The organism is Mesorhizobium sp. WSM4807 (assembly GCF_055811615.1).
Window position 1 is genome coordinate 120,564 of sequence record NZ_JBVVQY010000007.1, and the last position, 15,534, is coordinate 136,097.

Consider the following 15,534-nt stretch of genomic DNA (forward strand, 5'->3'; position numbering starts at 1 on the left):
ATTGATGCGACGCGCTTAAAGTTATTGTCGTCATGAAATCCCGCTGTGGATTGGCCGATCGCAGGCGTCACGGCTGCGTCGGCCGCGTGGCGGCCGCCAGGGCGTCAATGTCGTCGTAGAGCGGCTGGCTGTGATGGTAGAGCTTGTCGAAAACGGGTTGGGTGCGCCTGTAGGTCTCGGCCCATCTGGGGTCCGGCAGGATTTCGGCGCCGTAGCTCACGAAGCGCTCGGCCGCCTGTTCGACGCGTGAGAAGCGGCCTGTCGCCGTCGCGGCCATCGCGGCACAGCCGACAATGCCGCATTCGGGCTCCCGCGGAACCAGGATCGGAATGTTGAAGGCGCTTGCCTTGATCTTCAGCCAGAGTTCGGCGCGCGCCCCGCCGCCGGCGGCGATGACCCGCTCCAGCGGCTTGTTTGACGCCTGTTCCATGATGCGGATGTGGCGCGTCATGGCAAAGGCGACGCCTTCCAGGATCGAGCGGTGCAGATGCTCCATGCCATGCCCGGCGCCCAATCCGAAGAACTGTGCGCGGGCGTTGCGATGGCGCCCCAGGCGCTCTCCGGTGAGAAAGGGCATGAAGAGCAGTGCGTCGCAACCGGCAGGCGCCTCGGCGGCGCGGGCGACGATCTCGTCGTAGGACAGCGCGTTTCCGTGGAAGGCACGGCGTGCCCAGCGCATGCCGTCGCCGCCGGTCTCCAGCAGCACGAACTGCGCCCAGTTGCCTTCGATCGTCGCAACGTTCGAGATTTCCGGGTCAAGCAGCGGCTTCTCCGCGATAACAGTGATGATGGCGCCCGTGCCGGTGCTGTCGGAACCCAGTCCCGGCCGACAAGCGCCTGAGCCGAGCAGTGCCACCGGATAGTCGGCGCCGCCGACCAGCACTGGGGTTCCAGAGCGCAGGCCGGTGTCGCGCGCCGCCTGTTTGGTGACGTGGCCGAGGATATCCAGCGGATTGCGGATCGGCGGCAGCTTGGCGGCGTCAAGACCCATGCGTTCGATCATCACCGGCGACCAGTCGAGCCGCTCCGGGTTCATGAGGAAACTGCAGGATGCGTCGCCTGTATCCATAGCGATCTCGCCGGTCAGCCGGTAGTTGATGTAATCTTTCGGCATGATGGCGACTGCGCTGCGGGCGTATGCGGCGGGATCGTTGTCTCGGACCCATTGCAGTTTAAAACCCGGCCATGCGGGGGTCGGCGTGTTGCCGCTTTCGGGCAGATGGCTGTCCGGCTCGTTCGCTTCCTCGAAGCGACGTACGTGATCGATGGTGCGCTTGTCGTTCCAGAGCGGTGCTGTGTCGCGCGTCAGCGCTCCGTGCGCGTCGAGCAGGACCAGCCCGTGCATCTGCCCGCAGACGCAGATGGCGGAGATGTTTTCGCGGGCGCCATCGACGCGGTCCAGCACCGTCTTGACGCTCGCTCGCGCACCCTCCCACCAGTCGACCGGCCGCTGTTCGGCCCAGCCGAATTCCGGCACGATCTGGTCGTGCTCTCGCGACGCAAGTTCGAGGATCTTGCCGGTGACATCGATCAGTGCGGCGCGGACGCTGCCGGTGCCGACATCGATGGCGAGAAAAAGTTCGCCGCTCATTTCGAGAGACTCCTGAGATGGGCAAACATGTGATCCTCTATCTATCGGTCAGAGCGAGCGGCATGACGAGAATGCGTTCCACGGCATTAGGCTTTCGCCGCTTCGATGGCGATGCGCGACATCTCGTCGAAATCCGGCCCCGACACCGGGATCGCGATGTCGAAGACCTCTGCGATCACCTGCGTCCAGCCATGCAGGAAATACGTCCAACCGTCCTCGATCTGCAACTGCTGGCGGGCCTGCTGCCGCCTTGCCTGGTCGAGGAAGATCAGGTCGCCGCGATAATTGAGATCCCAGGCAATGCCGCGCTTAGGGAACACGGCGTCATCGGTGATCGGCGAGCCTGGGGCGTCCTTGCCAAGTCCGGTCGCGTTGATCACCAGCGAGCCTGGTTTCAGCGCCGCCAACGTCTCGTCATTGATCTCGGGCCGGTCTGCCAGGACATACTCGAGCTCGACCGTCGACATCATGTCTCTGTGGATGCGCTCGATTTCGTCGAGACGCGGCTGCGAACGGTCGGTGACAATGATGCGCGAAGGCCCACGTTCCTTGCGCATCAGGTGCCAGGTGATCGCAATCGTCGATCCGCCGGCGCCCATGGACAGGACTTCCGCGCCGGTGGCCGCGAACTGTCCCGCCGGAATGAAACCGTCTATCGCAAGGCCCGACGAGATCGGATCCTTGGCATGGCAGATGAGTTTGCCGCCCCGCTTCGACAGGCAGCTGGTCTCGTGCATCAGGCGGGCGTGCGGATCGATCACGTCGAACAGGTCGCGCGCTGCGTTGAAAAGATCGATCTTGTGCGTGGTGACGAGGGCGCCAAGCGACAGCGGGTCGGATCTTATGAAGGAGACGACCTGACGGTAGGCGTCCGGATCGGCATGGAGCGGAAAGTCGATGCCCTTGAGAACCGCATCCTTCAGTCCGAGGTAGCGTGCCCATGCGGGGAAAACCCGCATGATCGAACTGCTCGTCGTCGTGACGCCGATAAAATAGAATGTCGGCTGGGTAGCCGGCCGATAGCGGCTCATTTGCCGGTCTCCCGGATTTTCTCCGCGCGCAGTGCAGCACTGCGAAGTGAAGCAGCGATCTCGAAGCGAGCCTTCATGCCGGCACCGTGCCGGATTGTTGCCCATAGAGGGCGGAGATCAGCTTTGCGTCACGCGGTCGCCAATCCGGGTTGTCGACTTGCCTCCAGCCTCCATCGTCGGCGACCACGCGCGAGCGCATGCCTCCCGATCTCGCGATGATCTCGTAGTCCTGCCCTGAATCGGCGGGGTAGCAGAACAGCATCACCAGATCGTCGTCCCCGATATTGATCGAGCGGTGGATCCAGAACGGCGGAACATAACAGACGGTCTGGGCATCGATCGGCACGATCCGGACCTCGCCCTCCGGCGATTCCATCAGCATGAGGCCGTGCCCCTTCTGGCCATAGTAGATCTCGGGCCGGTCGGCCTGCTTGTGGGTATGACCGCGCGTCATGAAATACTCGTCGCCGACTTTGCCCGGCGCCATGCGCGTGACGCCGAAAATCAGGTCGCCCGACTGCTCGGTCGGTCGGAACTCGGAGACCTCGTAGACGATGCGCTCGCCCCATGTCGCGCGCATGGCTTCGAAGGCCGCGGCATCGGCGTAGAGCCCGTCCAGATCGCGGAAGCGCTTCTGGTAGCTGCCGGTTGCATTTGCCATCGCACCGGTCGACAGGTCGACCTTGCATCCAATGGGCTCAAACAATCTCGTCAAAGGACTACCTCATACTGCATTGCTGTGGCGTTGGCGCTGATCTGGCCCGCACCTCCTGCTTTCGACAAGAACCACTTGCTTTGCAGGGTACGATTTGCTCTCCCTATGCAGACCAGCTTGGAGTTTGCTGGATTATGGCAGATCTGGACTACGAAGCACACGACAGTGGGTTGGGCGTCATGCCGCATCCGCTGTCTTAAGCAATCCGAGAGAGCCGCCTTGCTCCTCCAAGTCGCCTTAGACAAGCCTGAACACCTGGCTCTGCTCCCGCAGATGAAGGAATTTGCCGACATTATCGAGATCGGGACGCCGTTGCTGAAACACCTCGGCCTCTCGGCCATCACCACGGCGCGCGAGCTCTGCCCTGAAATCATGGTGTTGGCCGATACCAAAACCGTCGACGGCGGCCAGCTCGAGGCTGATATGGTATTCGGCGCCGGTGCCGCGTTCATGACGGTGCTGTCGTGTGCTTCGTCCGCCACACATGAAGCAGTGGGAAGACGTGCCGCCGCCTTCGGCGCGACGGTCGTCGTCGACACCATCACCGAGGCGGACAAGGCAGAATTGCTTCCCTTGAATGCTGTCTTCCCCGAAAGCTTCGGTTACATCGCGGTCCACTCGCCAACCGATGCGCGGCTGGCGGGCAACACCTCCACGTCACATATCGACGCCGTGAGAAAGATGCACGATCGCGGCTTTCTGGTTTCGCTCGCCGGCGGGATCGGCCCCGACACGCTGCAAGCGGTGATCGCAGTCGAGCCCGAAATCCTGGTGGTTGGCAGCGCCATCACAGAATCCGCAAACCCGAAAGAGATAGCCCGATGGATTCGCGACAGATTGCCCAATCCAGGCCGTGGCTGGCCGTGGGACAGGAGATAACCAACCTTCTTGGCCGGGTCGACGCCGACGCGTTCGCAAGGCTGGTGCAGGCGTTCGATGACCCTCACCAGCGATGGTTCTTTTTCGGGCAGGGGCGCTCCGGCCTTGTTGCGCAGATGGGTGCGATGCGCTTCATGCATCTTGGCCGGACGGTGCATTTCGTCGGTGAGGTATCGGCGCCATCGATCCGCAAGGGCGATGCGCTGCTGATCGTCTCCGGCTCTGGAGAGACGCCGGTCAGCACAGGCTTTGCCCGCATCGCCAAGGCGGAGGGCGCCAAGGTCGTTACGCTGACGCATAAGCCAGCCGGGACCCTGGCCGGCATTGCCGATGTCACGCTGCATGTCCCCGTTGGGGAATCGAAACAGTTTGGCGGCAGCCTGTTCGAGCAATCCTGCCTCATCCTGCTCGACAGCGTTGTGTTCGGCCTGGCGCAGCAGATACCCGACGCGCACAGACTGATGTTGCACCGCCACACCAACCTGCAGTGACGCCCATGCCGACGGTGGTGAGCACCGGTGACGGGATTCCCGGCGCCGGCGCTCAAAACCATGCGCACCCTCGGGTCACGGGCATGCTTTTGGGCGTTGCGGCAAGGCACTGGACTCGCTGCGCGATGCCGATATTGTGCTTGAGGAGCGTTGGTGCCGTGCTCTGGCGACGGCAGCCGACGGGGAGATACCGGCGGCTTGGTTTTCGCAGGAACAAGTCCCGGTCAACACGGGAGGAAGTCTGATGAGAATTGGGGTCTTTCTGGCCGGCTTTTCGGCTTTTGCCGCGCTGGTTGGCGCGCCTGCCTTTGCCCAGGACAAGCCGTTTGCGGGGGTTACCGTGAACGTCATTACGCAGACCGGTGCGATTCAGGAGCCGCTGCAGAGGCGCGCGCCCGAGTTCGAAGCGCTCACCGGCGCCAAGATCAATGTCATCGCGGTGCCCTTCTCGGATCTCTATCAAAAGATCCTCACCGACTGGGCGAGCGGCACCAACTCGGTCGACGCCGGCGTGTTCGCCCCGCAGTGGATGGTCGACTACATCGCCGGCGGCTACCTCGAGGACCTGACGCCGCGGGTCGAGGCCGACAAGGACATCCAGCAGGACGATGTGGGCGCGTTCTTCCGGGACTTCTCCGAGAAGTACAGCGGCAAAACCTACATGATCACGCTCGATGGCGACTTCCACATGATGTACTACCGCAAGGACGTGCTGGAAGCGGCCGGCCTGGCGGTGCCGAAAACCTGGGACGAGTATCTCGAAGTCGCCAAGGCCACGCACGGCAAGGACATGAGCGGCGATGGCACGCCGGATTTCGGCTCGTGCATCGCCAAGAAGCGCAACGCGCAGAGCTACTGGTTCGTCACCGATGTGGTCGGCTCGATGACCCAGTCCAAGGGAACCAGCCAGGGCACCTTCTTCAACACCAAGGACATGACGCCGCTCGTCAACAACGACGCCTTCCGCAAGGCGCTCGACTTCCTGTCTGAATCGACCAAGTACGGCCCGCCGGACGAGCTGAACCTCGACGTCAGCGACACAAGGCCGCTCTTCGCTTCCGGCCGCTGCGCGCTGAACCTCGACTGGGGTGATGTGGGCACGATCTCGATCGATCCGGCGCAGTCCAAGGTGATGGGCAAATGGGGCGCGGCGATCATGCCCGGATCCAGGGAGGTCCTGAACTGGGACACCGGCAAGCTTGAGGCCTGCACGGCAGAAAACTGCCCGCACGCGATCGACGGCGTGAACCATGCACCATTCGCCGCCTTTGGCGGCTGGGGCGGCGGCATCAACGCGGCGGCCGATCCGAAGGTAAAGGACGCCGCCTACGCGTACTTCTCATTCATGACGCAGCCGGCACAGTCGAACGCCGACGTGACCGTCGGCGGCACCGGCTTCAACCCGTACCGCACCTCACAGCTCAGCTACAGCGACCTTTGGAAGAAGGCCGGGATGAGCGAGGAGGAGGCTAAAGTGTACCTGGGCGCGATCAACGACAGCATGAGCAGCCCGAACATGATCCTCGACCTGCGCATCCCACAAAATCAGAAATACCAGCAGGTCGTGCTCGACGAAGCGGTCTCGCGCTTCCTCGCCGGCGAAATCGACAAGGAAGCGACCGTCGCGGCGGTCGAGGAAGGCTGGAATGAGCTGAACGAAGAGGTTGGCAAAGACCAGCAGCTCGAACTTTACAAGGCGACCATCGGCGCCAAATAGGCGGCCAAGCAATCGACCCGGCGTGGCATCGATCCGCGCCGGGTCTCATGCCTGCCACACTTTCCCGGGTTATGATGACCGCAACCGACACTATGCCAGAAGCTGCCGACCGCCGCAGCTGGGCCGAATGGCTGGACGGTCACTCGGGCCGGATCATGGTGCTGCCAGCCGTCATCGTGCTTCTCTGCTTCGCGATTTTTCCGCTCATCATCTCGGCCTATCTCGCGCTTTCGCGCTTTGCCCTCGCGTCGGGCGGATTCACGCTGAAATTCATCGGACTTTTGAACTTCCGGAAGCTTCTGGTCGGCTCGCAGCAGTATCACCTGCTCGGCAAGTTCGGCACGTTCGGCTTTGTCCAATCCGCTTTGCTGGCGTTGATCGCGGCAGGGCTGCTTTTTCTTCTCGCCCGCTATCTCCGGCGCGGCAGGCCGACCATCGCCGGCGTGGTTGGTCGGCTTCTCGCGACGGCAACGGCTATGGGCCTGGCGGTGCTTGCGCTGGCCACCATGGCGCCGGGCGGCGTGCCAGGGACTGTCGTCAACACGCTTCTCTACGTGTTCGTCGGCGTATCCGTGCAGTTCGCACTGGGACTGGGCCTCGCGCTCCTCTGCGGCCAGCCTATCCGCGGCCGGAATTTCTTTCGTGTCCTCTTCTTCATCCCGCTGATGGTGACCCCGGTCGGCATCGCCTACACATTTCGCATGCTCGCCGACATGCAGAAGGGACCCTTCGCCCCGCTCGTGCGCGCTTTCGGCATCAGCGAGTGGTCGTGGGCCACAGAGGCCTGGTCGGCGCGACTCATGGTGTTGGTCGGCGACACCTGGCAGTGGACGCCGTTCATGTTCATCGTGCTGCTGGCGGCCATTGAGAACCAGCCGCGCGATCAGGTCGAGGCAGCACGGCTCGACGGGGCCAACGGCTTCCAGATTTTTCGCGACATTACCTGGCCAGCAATCGCGCCGATTGCCGCTACCGTCGTGCTGATCCGGCTTATCGAGGCTTTCAAGATCATCGACCTGCCGAACGTGCTCACCGGCGGCGGCCCTGGCCTGGCGACGGAATCGATGACGCTCCATTCCTTCATTTCCTGGCGCACCCAGGATCTCGGCGGCTCGGCCGCTATCGGCTACATGCTCCTCTTCATCTCGACCATCGTATGCGTCTCGTTCTTCAACTTCGTGGTCCGGCCGGCGCGCCGGTTCGAAGCATGAGCGCCGAGCCGCGCTCACTGGCGCGCCGGCTGTTCGAGCCGGCTTCGATCGACAGCCAGGCGCCGGTCGCCAGGGTCGTGACCTATGCGCTGCTGTTCCTGTGGGCGCTGGTTGTGGTGATTCCGCTCTACTGGGTGTTGATCACCTCCTTCAAGGGGCCTGGCGAGGTCGACAATGGGCCGTTCTATCTCCCGTTCGTCGACTTTGCCCCCTCGCTGCAGGCATGGGATTTCATGCTCGTGCAGAATTACACACTGCGCCCTTATATGAATTCCGTCGTCGTCGCGGTGGCCAGCACGCTCCTCGCAGTCCTGATCGGTTCGCTGGCGGCCTACGCGCTCGTGCGTATCCGCTTCCAGGTGAAGCTCGCCGCCGTCGCAATCTTCCTGATCCTGCTCACCGCAATCATCGTGGCGGTGGCCACTTTCGACGTGCGGTGGGAGATCGCCATTGTCATGGCGGCAGCTCTCTTCGTCATTGCGCTGTTCGCGCTCGTTGGACGCACGCAGCTTGCGGTCGGCAACAACGACATTGAGTTCTGGATCATCTCGAACCGCATCATGCCGCCGATCGTCGCCGTGTTGCCGATCTACGTGATGTTCCAGCAGATGCGTCTGCTTGACACGCAGGTGGCGCTGATCGCCACCTACACCGCCATCAACCTGCCAATCGTGGTGTGGCTGACGCGCGATTTCTTCGCCGGCATCCCGCTCGACCTTGAGGAGAGTGCACAGATAGACGGAGCCTCCAAGTTCCGCGTGTTCTTCACCATCGCGCTGCCGCTGGTGCGTTCCGGCTTGGTCGCGACCTTCCTGCTGGTGCTGATCCTTGCCTGGAACGAGTATCTGCTGGCTCTGTTCCTTTCCAATGTCGACGCGCAGACGATGCCGGTGCTGGTATCGGCACAAAACACGACGCGCGGGCCGCAATGGTGGAACATGTCGGTGTTGATCACCGTGATGATCGCCCCCGTGATCGTCATCTCCAGCATCCTGCAGAAGCACATCGCGCGCGGGCTGCTGGTCGGTGCAGTGAAGGGCTAGTTAGTATGCGGGTCACGCTGTCCGATATCTACAAGGCCTTCGGCGCGGTCGAGGTGGTCAAAGGGCTCGACCTGGAGATCGAGGACGGCGAGTTCCTGGTGCTGCTCGGCCCTTCGGGCTGCGGCAAGACGACGGCGCTGCGCATGATCGCCGGGCTTGAATCGGTGAGTTCCGGTCGCGTCCTCATCGGCGACCGCGACGTCACCCACGTGCTGCCCAAGTATCGCGACGTGGCGATGGTGTTCCAGTCTTACGCGCTCTATCCGCACATGACGGTTGCGGAGAACATCGCATATCCGCTGAAGCTGCGGGGCGTGCCGCGAACCGAACGCGACGCCTCCGTCCGCAGCGCCGCAGTAAAAGTCCACCTTGAGGAGTTCCTCGACCGCTATCCACGGCAGCTTTCCGGCGGTCAGCGGCAACGCATCGCACTCGCCCGCGCCATGGTGCGGCGGCCGAGCGTCTTCCTGATGGACGAGCCGCTCTCCAATCTCGACGCCAAGCTGCGCGGCTACATGCGCTCGGAGCTGAAGCGCCTGCAGGCCGACCTGGGCGTGACGACGATCTACGTCACCCACGATCAGATCGAGGCCATGACCCTGGCTCACCGTGTTGCGATCATGAATCGTGGCGTCGTGCAGCAGATCGCCACGCCCCGACAGATCTACGACGATCCGGCGAACCTGTTCGTCGCCGGCTTCATCGGTTCGCCGCCGATGAATTTTCTCCAGGGCGAACTGGTCGAGGGGACCTTCGCCTGCGCGGAAGGACGATTTGCGACCAGCGTCGCCGAAAGCCGGAACAAGGTCACTGCCGGCCTCCGGCCCGAGGATTGCCGGGTCACCGGCCCGTCGGAGGGCAAGATCGCGGCGCGGGTCTACGCTGTGGAACTGATCGGCGATCATACCTTGATCACCTGCCAGTTCGGTGGCGCCACCGTAACCGTGAAGGCCGACAAATCTGCGCACTACGATATGGATGAGCCGATCGGCATCACCTTCCAGGACGACGCCGTCTTCCTGTTCGATTCGGAAACCGGAGCCCGCATCGGCGGCCGCGCCCATAGCCAGGCGGCCGCGTGACTCTCGCTAATTCTCCTCCACAAACACCTCTTCGCGCTTTTTCTTGACCGCCGGCAGGAAGACGATGACGAGCACGGCGAACGCGATGAAGAGCAGGCCGGCGCTGATCGGCCTCGTCACGAAGGTGGTCGGGTCGCCGCGCGCGAGAATCATGGCGCGGCGCAGGTTTTCTTCGAGCAGCGGCCCGAGCACGAAGCCGAGCAGCAGCGGCGCGGGTTCGCAGCGCAGCTTGGTCAGGAGATAGCCGAGCAAGCCGAAGAAGGCGACGGCGTAAAGGTCGTAGATGTTGGTGTTGACGCTGTAAACGCCGATCGAGCAGAACGCCATGATGATCGGGAAGAGCACGTAATAGGGGATCGTCAGGAGTTTTACCCAAAGCCCGATCAGCGGCAGGTTCAAGATGATCAGCATCAGATTGCCGATCCACATCGAGGCGATGATGCCCCAAAACAGCGCCGGCTGTTCGATCGCGACATTGGGGCCGGGCACGATGCCCTGGATGATCATCGCGCCGATCATCAGCGCCATTACCGGGTTGGCCGGAATGCCGAGCGTCAGCATCGGGATGAAGGAGGTCTGCGCACCGGCATTGTTGGCCGATTCCGGTCCGGCGACGCCTTCGACGGCGCCCTTGCCGAATTCCCCGGGGTTTTTCGATATGCGTTTTTCGACTGTGTAGGAGGCAAAGGCTGCAAGGATCGCGCCGCCTCCCGGCAGGATGCCGAGCGCCGAACCGATGATCGTTCCGCGCACGATGGGCGCCGCCATGCGGCGAAAATCCTCGCGGGTCGGCATCAGGCCGGAGACCCTTCGGATCATCACGGAGCGCTCGTGCTCGTTTTCGAGGTTGCGCAGTATTTCGGCGACGCCGAAGACGCCGACCGCCACCGCGACGAAATTCAGCCCGTCGGCATATTCGCGGATGCCGAGCGTGAAGCGCGGTGTTCCGGTGTAGATGTCGGTGCCGACAATGCCGAGCAGCAGGCCGAGCACGACCATCGCCAGCGCCTTGACAATCGAGCCGTGGGCGAGAGCGACGGACGAGACGAGGCCGACGATCATCAGCGAAAAATATTCGGCTGCGCCGAATTGCAGCGCGATCGCCGTCAGCGGCGGGGCAAAGATGGCGACGAGGAAGGTCGACACCGTGCCGGCGAAGAACGAGCCTATCGCCGCGATGGCGAGGGCCGCCCCGGCGCGGCCGTTCTTGGCCATCTGGTAGCCGTCGATTGCGGTGACTGCTGACGAGGATTCGCCGGGCATGTTGATGAGGATGGCGGTGGTCGAACCGCCATATTGCGCGCCGTAATAGATGCCGGCGAGCATGATCAGGGAGGAGACTGGGTCGCCGATCTGAAAGGTGATCGGCAACAGCATGGCGATGGTCGCGGTGGCGCCGATGCCGGGCAGGACGCCGATCAGCGTGCCGAGAAGGACGCCGATCAGGCAGAAACCGAGGTTTGCCAGCGACGTGGCCGTCGAAAAGCCGAGCGCGAGGTTGTCGAGGAGTTCCATGTTCATCTCCTCAAAACTGCAGCCACGGGCCGAAGCGGCGGAACGGCAGGCCGAGCGCGTAACTGAAGACGAGGAACGCAAACAGCGTCAGGCCGGCGGAGAGTACGAGCGCGGTCAGCGGCCTCATGCGGCCGCTGGCAAAGGATGCGATCAGCGCCGTCAGGAAGATCGAGGGGAGGAAGCCAAGGCCGCGCACGGTCAGGCCGAAGAAGATCGGGGCAGGGAGGATGAACAGCATGCCGCGCCAGGCGATATGCCCGATCGGCTCGCTCTCAAAGCGCACCGCTTCGACGAGGATGACGGCGCCAAGCAGGATCAGCACGATCGCCAGGACCAGGGGGAAATAGCCCGGTCCCATGCGGAAGGCGGTGCCGATTTCGAGGTCGAGCGACTGCAGCGCGAAAAATCCGCCGAGAAAGATGAACAGCGCGGCGCATATGCCGTTGGTCGTGTCTATTGTGAAAGGTTTCATGACGTCCTCCCAGGCCCCGTGCCGCGGGCGCGCCGGTGCAGTGCGAAACGGGGCCGAAGCGAAAACGGGGCGTTGGTGGCGCCCCGTTTCCTAAAACATCAGTCGGCGTACTGGCCGGCGGCTTCGATGATCGGCTTCCAGCGCGCGATCTCGCTTTCCAGCTTGGCCTTCAGCGCGGCCGGTGTCGCGTCTGCGTCGGGCGACGGCTTGGTGCCGAGTTCGGCGAAGCGGGCAGCGACATTCTGGTCCTTCAGCGCGACCTGAAGCGACTTCGACAGGCGCTCGGTGACCTCGGCCGGCGTGCCCTTGGGCGCGTAGAGGCCGTGCCAGATGCCGACCTGCACCTCAGGGAGACCGGCTTCCGTCGTTGTCGGGACGTCCGGCAGAACTTCGAGGCGTTCAGGCGAGGTGACGGCGTAAGCCTTGATCGTGCCGCCCTGGATCTGCTTGGTGGTATTGGTCGTCTGGTCGCACATGATGTCGACCTGACCACCGAGAAGATCGGTCATGGCCGGGCCGGTGCCCTTGTAGGGCACGGTGACCAGCGGCGTGCCGATGGCGCTCATGAACAGCATGCCGCACAGATGCGAGGCCGCGCCTATGCCGGCATTGGCGACGGTGACGGTGTCCTTGTTGGCCTTGGCGTAGTCGACCAGCCCCTTCAGATCTGTCGGCTCGAGGTCCTTGCGGCCGACGATGGTCATCGGCACCTCGGTGACGAGGCCGACATATTCGAAGCTGTTCAGCGTGTCGTATGCGAGCTTTCGGTACAGCGTCGCGCTGGTCGCCATGCCGATGTGATGGAGGAGCAGCGTATAGCCGTCGGGATCGGCTTGCGCGACGCGACCGGCGCCCAGCGTGCCGCCGGCGCCGCCGACATTCTCGACGATGATCTGCTGGCCGAGATCCTTCGACATGGCTTCTGCGACGAGGCGCGTGACCGTGTCGGTCGGGCCGCCGGCCGAAAACGGCACCACGACGGTGATGGTGCGTTCGGGATAGGTTTGCGCGCCCGCGGCGAACGAATACAGCGTAGCGGCGGCGGCCAGGGCGGCGGCGAATTTTCTCATCGTGATTTCCTCCCAGGATATGAATTCCCAACCGCTGCCTAGAGTTTCTCTCAATACCGGCTGTGGATGGACCAATAACTAGCGCATGTTAGCGGATTGCAATCGGACTGAAACCGCAAACTGCGATTATGTACAACCGTCCGCGCAAAATGGGCCGGGGGCGAGGCCGACCCGCGGCGAATTAAGCTGTTGTCGACTTTCGAATGGAATGTTCGACGCCGCGAAGTTCGGCCAATCCCTTGAGCCGACCGATGGCGGGATAGCCGGGCTGGGCCCCACGCGTCAGGTCATCGAGGATATCCTGGCCATGGTCGGGGCGCATCGGGATGACGGCGTCCTGGCGTCCTTCCTTCTTGCGCCGCGCCTCCTCGTGGAGCAGCGCCGCCACCACCGCCACCATGTCGGTGTCGCCGGCAAGATGCTCGTCCTCGTGGAACGAGCAGGGGGTGCCAGCTGCTTCCTTGCGCACATTGCGCAGATGCGCGAAGTGGATTTTTGGCCCCATCCGCCCGATCATGCCAGGCAGATCATTATCGGGTCTTGCGCCGAGCGATCCCGTGCACAGTGTCGCGCCGTTGGCCGGGCTGTCGACTGCGTCCAGAATGTGCCTGTAGTCGGCCTCGGTCGACATGATTCGCGACAGGCCCAGCAGCGGAAACGGCGGATCATCAGGGTGGCAGCAGAGACGCAGACCGAGGCGTTCGGCCGTAGGCACGACCTCTGACAGGAAATCGACGAAATGCCGGCGCAGGGTTGTTGCGTCGATGCGGTCATAGTTTGACAGTTGAGCCTTGAGACCGTCGAGAGACGTGTCTTCGGTCGAGCCGGGCAGACCGGAATTGACGCTTCTTGCCAGGATCTTCCGCGCACGGTCATCCATTTGCGCATATCGGCGCTCCGCCTCGGCGGCGATCTCCGGTGTGTAGTCGCCGAGCGCGCCTTGGCGTTTCAGGATCTGGATGTCGAATGCGGCGAAGTCGATCAGATCGAAGCGCATGGTGGTGCCGCCATGCGGCAGGCGCCAGGCAAGATCGGTGCGGGTCCAATCGAGCACGGGCATGAAATTGTAGCAGATGACCGAAATGCCGGCCCGCGCCAGGTTTTCCAGCGATGTAATGTAGTTGGCAATATGGCTGCGCCACTCGCCGACCTGCGTCTTGATCGCTTCGGAAACCGGCAGGCTCTCGACAATCTCCCAGTTCAGATCGCTTGCGCTTCCATCCGGCAAAGACGCGACTTCGCGCTGACGTCTTTCGATTTCGGCGGGCAGCCAGACGGCGCCGTGAGGAACGTGGTGTAGCGCCGAGACGATGCCTTGCGCCCCGGCTTGACGCGCATCCGCGATCGTCACCTTGTCGACCGGGCCGAACCAACGCCACACATGTCTCATTCGAACACTCCGTTAAAAACGAATCGCCGTGCGGTCCTACGCCCGCGCTTCCTGCCGCGGTGACCGACCCGCTGCTCCCCTCGGCTGCTATCAGATTCCAATGTATCTGGCACCCATCCTGCTCGGCCGGTCAACGGCGATGCACTGATGCTGATCCATCGACGCAAATGGCGATAGCGGCTGCCTCAACGAACGCAGCGCGAAATTCCCTGGCTAGAGCAGCGCTTCGTACAGATCGCCGATCTTTTCAACTTCGAAATCCGCTGCCCTGCTTTTCAGGATGGCGACAGAAGTGGGGTGGTCCAGCATATCAGCCATAGCCTTTGCCAGGGCCGCGGCATCGCCGACCGGCACCAAGGCGCCGAAACGACCGTCACCGAGAATCTCGCGCGGGCCATGTGGCGCATCTGTGGAGACTACCGGGACGCCAGCAGCCATGGCCTCGACCAACACATTGCCGAAGCCCTCGCTCATCGAGGAAAGGACGAACAGATCGGCTGCGGCATAACAGGCCGCGGGGTCGTTGACGTAGCCAGCAAAGAGCACATCGGCGCCGATACCGGATTCCTGGGCATAGGTGCGCAACTCGGCAGCCAGCGGACCTTCGCCGAAGATGACAAGCCGAACGCGGCGGCCGGCGCGCAGGATAGCGAAAGCCCGCAGCAAGGTCCGATGATCCTTGACCGGCACCAAGCGCCCGGCGGTGGCGATGACCGGGCCATCGCCCATCGTCGCCAGCTTCGCCTGCCATGCATAGGAATCTTGCTGGAGCGCCGCAGCCGGCGGCAGCGGATTGTTGATGACGACAACCTTGGATTTGGGAAAGCCGCGGACCGCAATGTCGCGGCCGACACCCACTGAGACGGCGATGGCTTTGGTTGCGCGCGCTGCAACCAGCGCGGAAAGCCAGACCGCTATTCTCGCGCCGAGGCTGCTGGAAGGCAGTGAGGCCGCCGCGTGGAAGCTTGGAAAAAATCTCGCTCGGCTTCGCGCCAGGAGAAGCGCCAGCGCTACGACCAGATTGGCAAATTCCGGGGCGCTATAGACCGCATGGGGACCAAGGCGGTCGAACAAACGTGCGCTTCGCACGATGCCTTTCAGCGTCGCCCACTTGCCGTAACCCTCTCCCCGGATGGGAAGGTCGAAATCGACCAGATGCACGGCAGGGGAGCGCAGCGCGGCGTTTGGCCCTTCCGCGTTCCAGGTAAAGAGTGTGACATCGTGGCCACGCGATGCCAATTCATTCGCCATGAGGACGAAGACACGCTCGGCGCCGCCGCCCCTGAGACTGGCAATGTGAAAAACAATGCGCTTCGCCATGCCTGGA

General features: G+C 63.1%; 14 protein-coding genes. 6 read left to right on the plus strand and 8 right to left on the minus strand.

Annotation, left to right across the window (positions count from 1 at the left end):
- Positions 1-67: 67 nt before the first annotated feature.
- From AC0L3N_RS11595 to AC0L3N_RS11605, 3 genes are all read right to left on the minus strand, one after another.
- A complete protein-coding gene (locus tag AC0L3N_RS11595) occupies positions 68-1,591 on the minus strand; it encodes a xylulokinase (RefSeq protein WP_473547733.1) in 1,524 nt (507 codons plus the stop codon).
- Positions 1,592-1,677: 86 nt separating this feature from the next.
- Positions 1,678-2,622 carry a shikimate dehydrogenase family protein gene (locus AC0L3N_RS11600; protein ID WP_473547734.1) on the minus strand — a complete coding sequence of 315 codons (945 nt, stop codon included), beginning with the start codon at positions 2,620-2,622 and terminating at the stop codon, positions 1,678-1,680.
- Between the two features lie 73 nt (positions 2,623-2,695).
- Positions 2,696-3,337, minus strand: coding sequence for a glucose-6-phosphate isomerase (locus tag AC0L3N_RS11605; protein WP_473547735.1), 642 nt, complete (start codon positions 3,335-3,337; stop codon positions 2,696-2,698).
- A 219-nt stretch (positions 3,338-3,556) separates the two neighbouring features.
- Between AC0L3N_RS11605 and AC0L3N_RS11610 the strand changes: the two genes are divergently transcribed.
- The 6 genes from AC0L3N_RS11610 (at position 3,557) to AC0L3N_RS11635 (ending at position 9,760) form a co-directional block, all read left to right on the plus strand.
- The gene (locus AC0L3N_RS11610; protein ID WP_473547736.1) at positions 3,557-4,216 is read left to right on the plus strand and encodes an orotidine 5'-phosphate decarboxylase / HUMPS family protein; all 660 of its coding nucleotides are present in this window, start codon (positions 3,557-3,559) and stop codon (positions 4,214-4,216) included.
- Positions 4,159-4,707: an SIS domain-containing protein gene (locus AC0L3N_RS11615; protein ID WP_473547737.1), complete on the plus strand. Its 549-nt coding sequence runs from the start codon at positions 4,159-4,161 to the stop codon at positions 4,705-4,707. The genes AC0L3N_RS11610 and AC0L3N_RS11615 overlap by 58 nt, the downstream gene beginning before the upstream one ends.
- A gap of 244 nt (positions 4,708-4,951) precedes the next feature.
- Entirely contained in the window at positions 4,952-6,424 is a 1,473-nt protein-coding gene (locus AC0L3N_RS11620) for an ABC transporter substrate-binding protein (RefSeq protein ID WP_473547738.1), read from the plus strand.
- Between the two features lie 92 nt (positions 6,425-6,516).
- Positions 6,517-7,635: a carbohydrate ABC transporter permease gene (locus tag AC0L3N_RS11625; RefSeq protein WP_473547739.1), complete on the plus strand. Its 1,119-nt coding sequence runs from the start codon at positions 6,517-6,519 to the stop codon at positions 7,633-7,635.
- Entirely contained in the window at positions 7,632-8,678 is a 1,047-nt protein-coding gene (locus AC0L3N_RS11630) for a carbohydrate ABC transporter permease (RefSeq protein WP_473547740.1), read from the plus strand. Before AC0L3N_RS11625 ends, AC0L3N_RS11630 begins: the two co-directional genes overlap by 4 nt.
- A 5-nt stretch (positions 8,679-8,683) precedes the next feature.
- Positions 8,684-9,760, plus strand: a complete 1,077-nt coding sequence (locus AC0L3N_RS11635) for an ABC transporter ATP-binding protein (protein WP_473547741.1) — start codon at positions 8,684-8,686, stop codon at positions 9,758-9,760.
- A gap of 6 nt (positions 9,761-9,766) precedes the next feature.
- On the opposite strand, the gene AC0L3N_RS11640 is transcribed toward AC0L3N_RS11635, so the two are convergent.
- From AC0L3N_RS11640 to AC0L3N_RS11660, 5 genes are all read right to left on the minus strand, one after another.
- Positions 9,767-11,275 (minus strand): tripartite tricarboxylate transporter permease, encoded by a 1,509-nt coding sequence (locus AC0L3N_RS11640; protein ID WP_473547742.1) that lies wholly within the window; start codon positions 11,273-11,275, stop codon positions 9,767-9,769.
- A 10-nt stretch (positions 11,276-11,285) separates the two neighbouring features.
- Positions 11,286-11,747 (minus strand): tripartite tricarboxylate transporter TctB family protein, encoded by a 462-nt coding sequence (locus AC0L3N_RS11645; RefSeq protein ID WP_473547743.1) that lies wholly within the window; start codon positions 11,745-11,747, stop codon positions 11,286-11,288.
- 98 nt (positions 11,748-11,845) lie between these two features.
- The gene (locus AC0L3N_RS11650; protein WP_473547744.1) at positions 11,846-12,817 is read right to left on the minus strand and encodes a tripartite tricarboxylate transporter substrate-binding protein; all 972 of its coding nucleotides are present in this window, start codon (positions 12,815-12,817) and stop codon (positions 11,846-11,848) included.
- A gap of 181 nt (positions 12,818-12,998) precedes the next feature.
- Positions 12,999-14,207 (minus strand): mannonate dehydratase, encoded by a 1,209-nt coding sequence (uxuA, locus tag AC0L3N_RS11655; protein WP_473547745.1) that lies wholly within the window; start codon positions 14,205-14,207, stop codon positions 12,999-13,001.
- A gap of 213 nt (positions 14,208-14,420) precedes the next feature.
- Positions 14,421-15,527, minus strand: coding sequence for a glycosyltransferase (locus tag AC0L3N_RS11660; protein ID WP_473547746.1), 1,107 nt, complete (start codon positions 15,525-15,527; stop codon positions 14,421-14,423).
- Between the last annotated feature and the right edge of the window lie 7 nt (positions 15,528-15,534).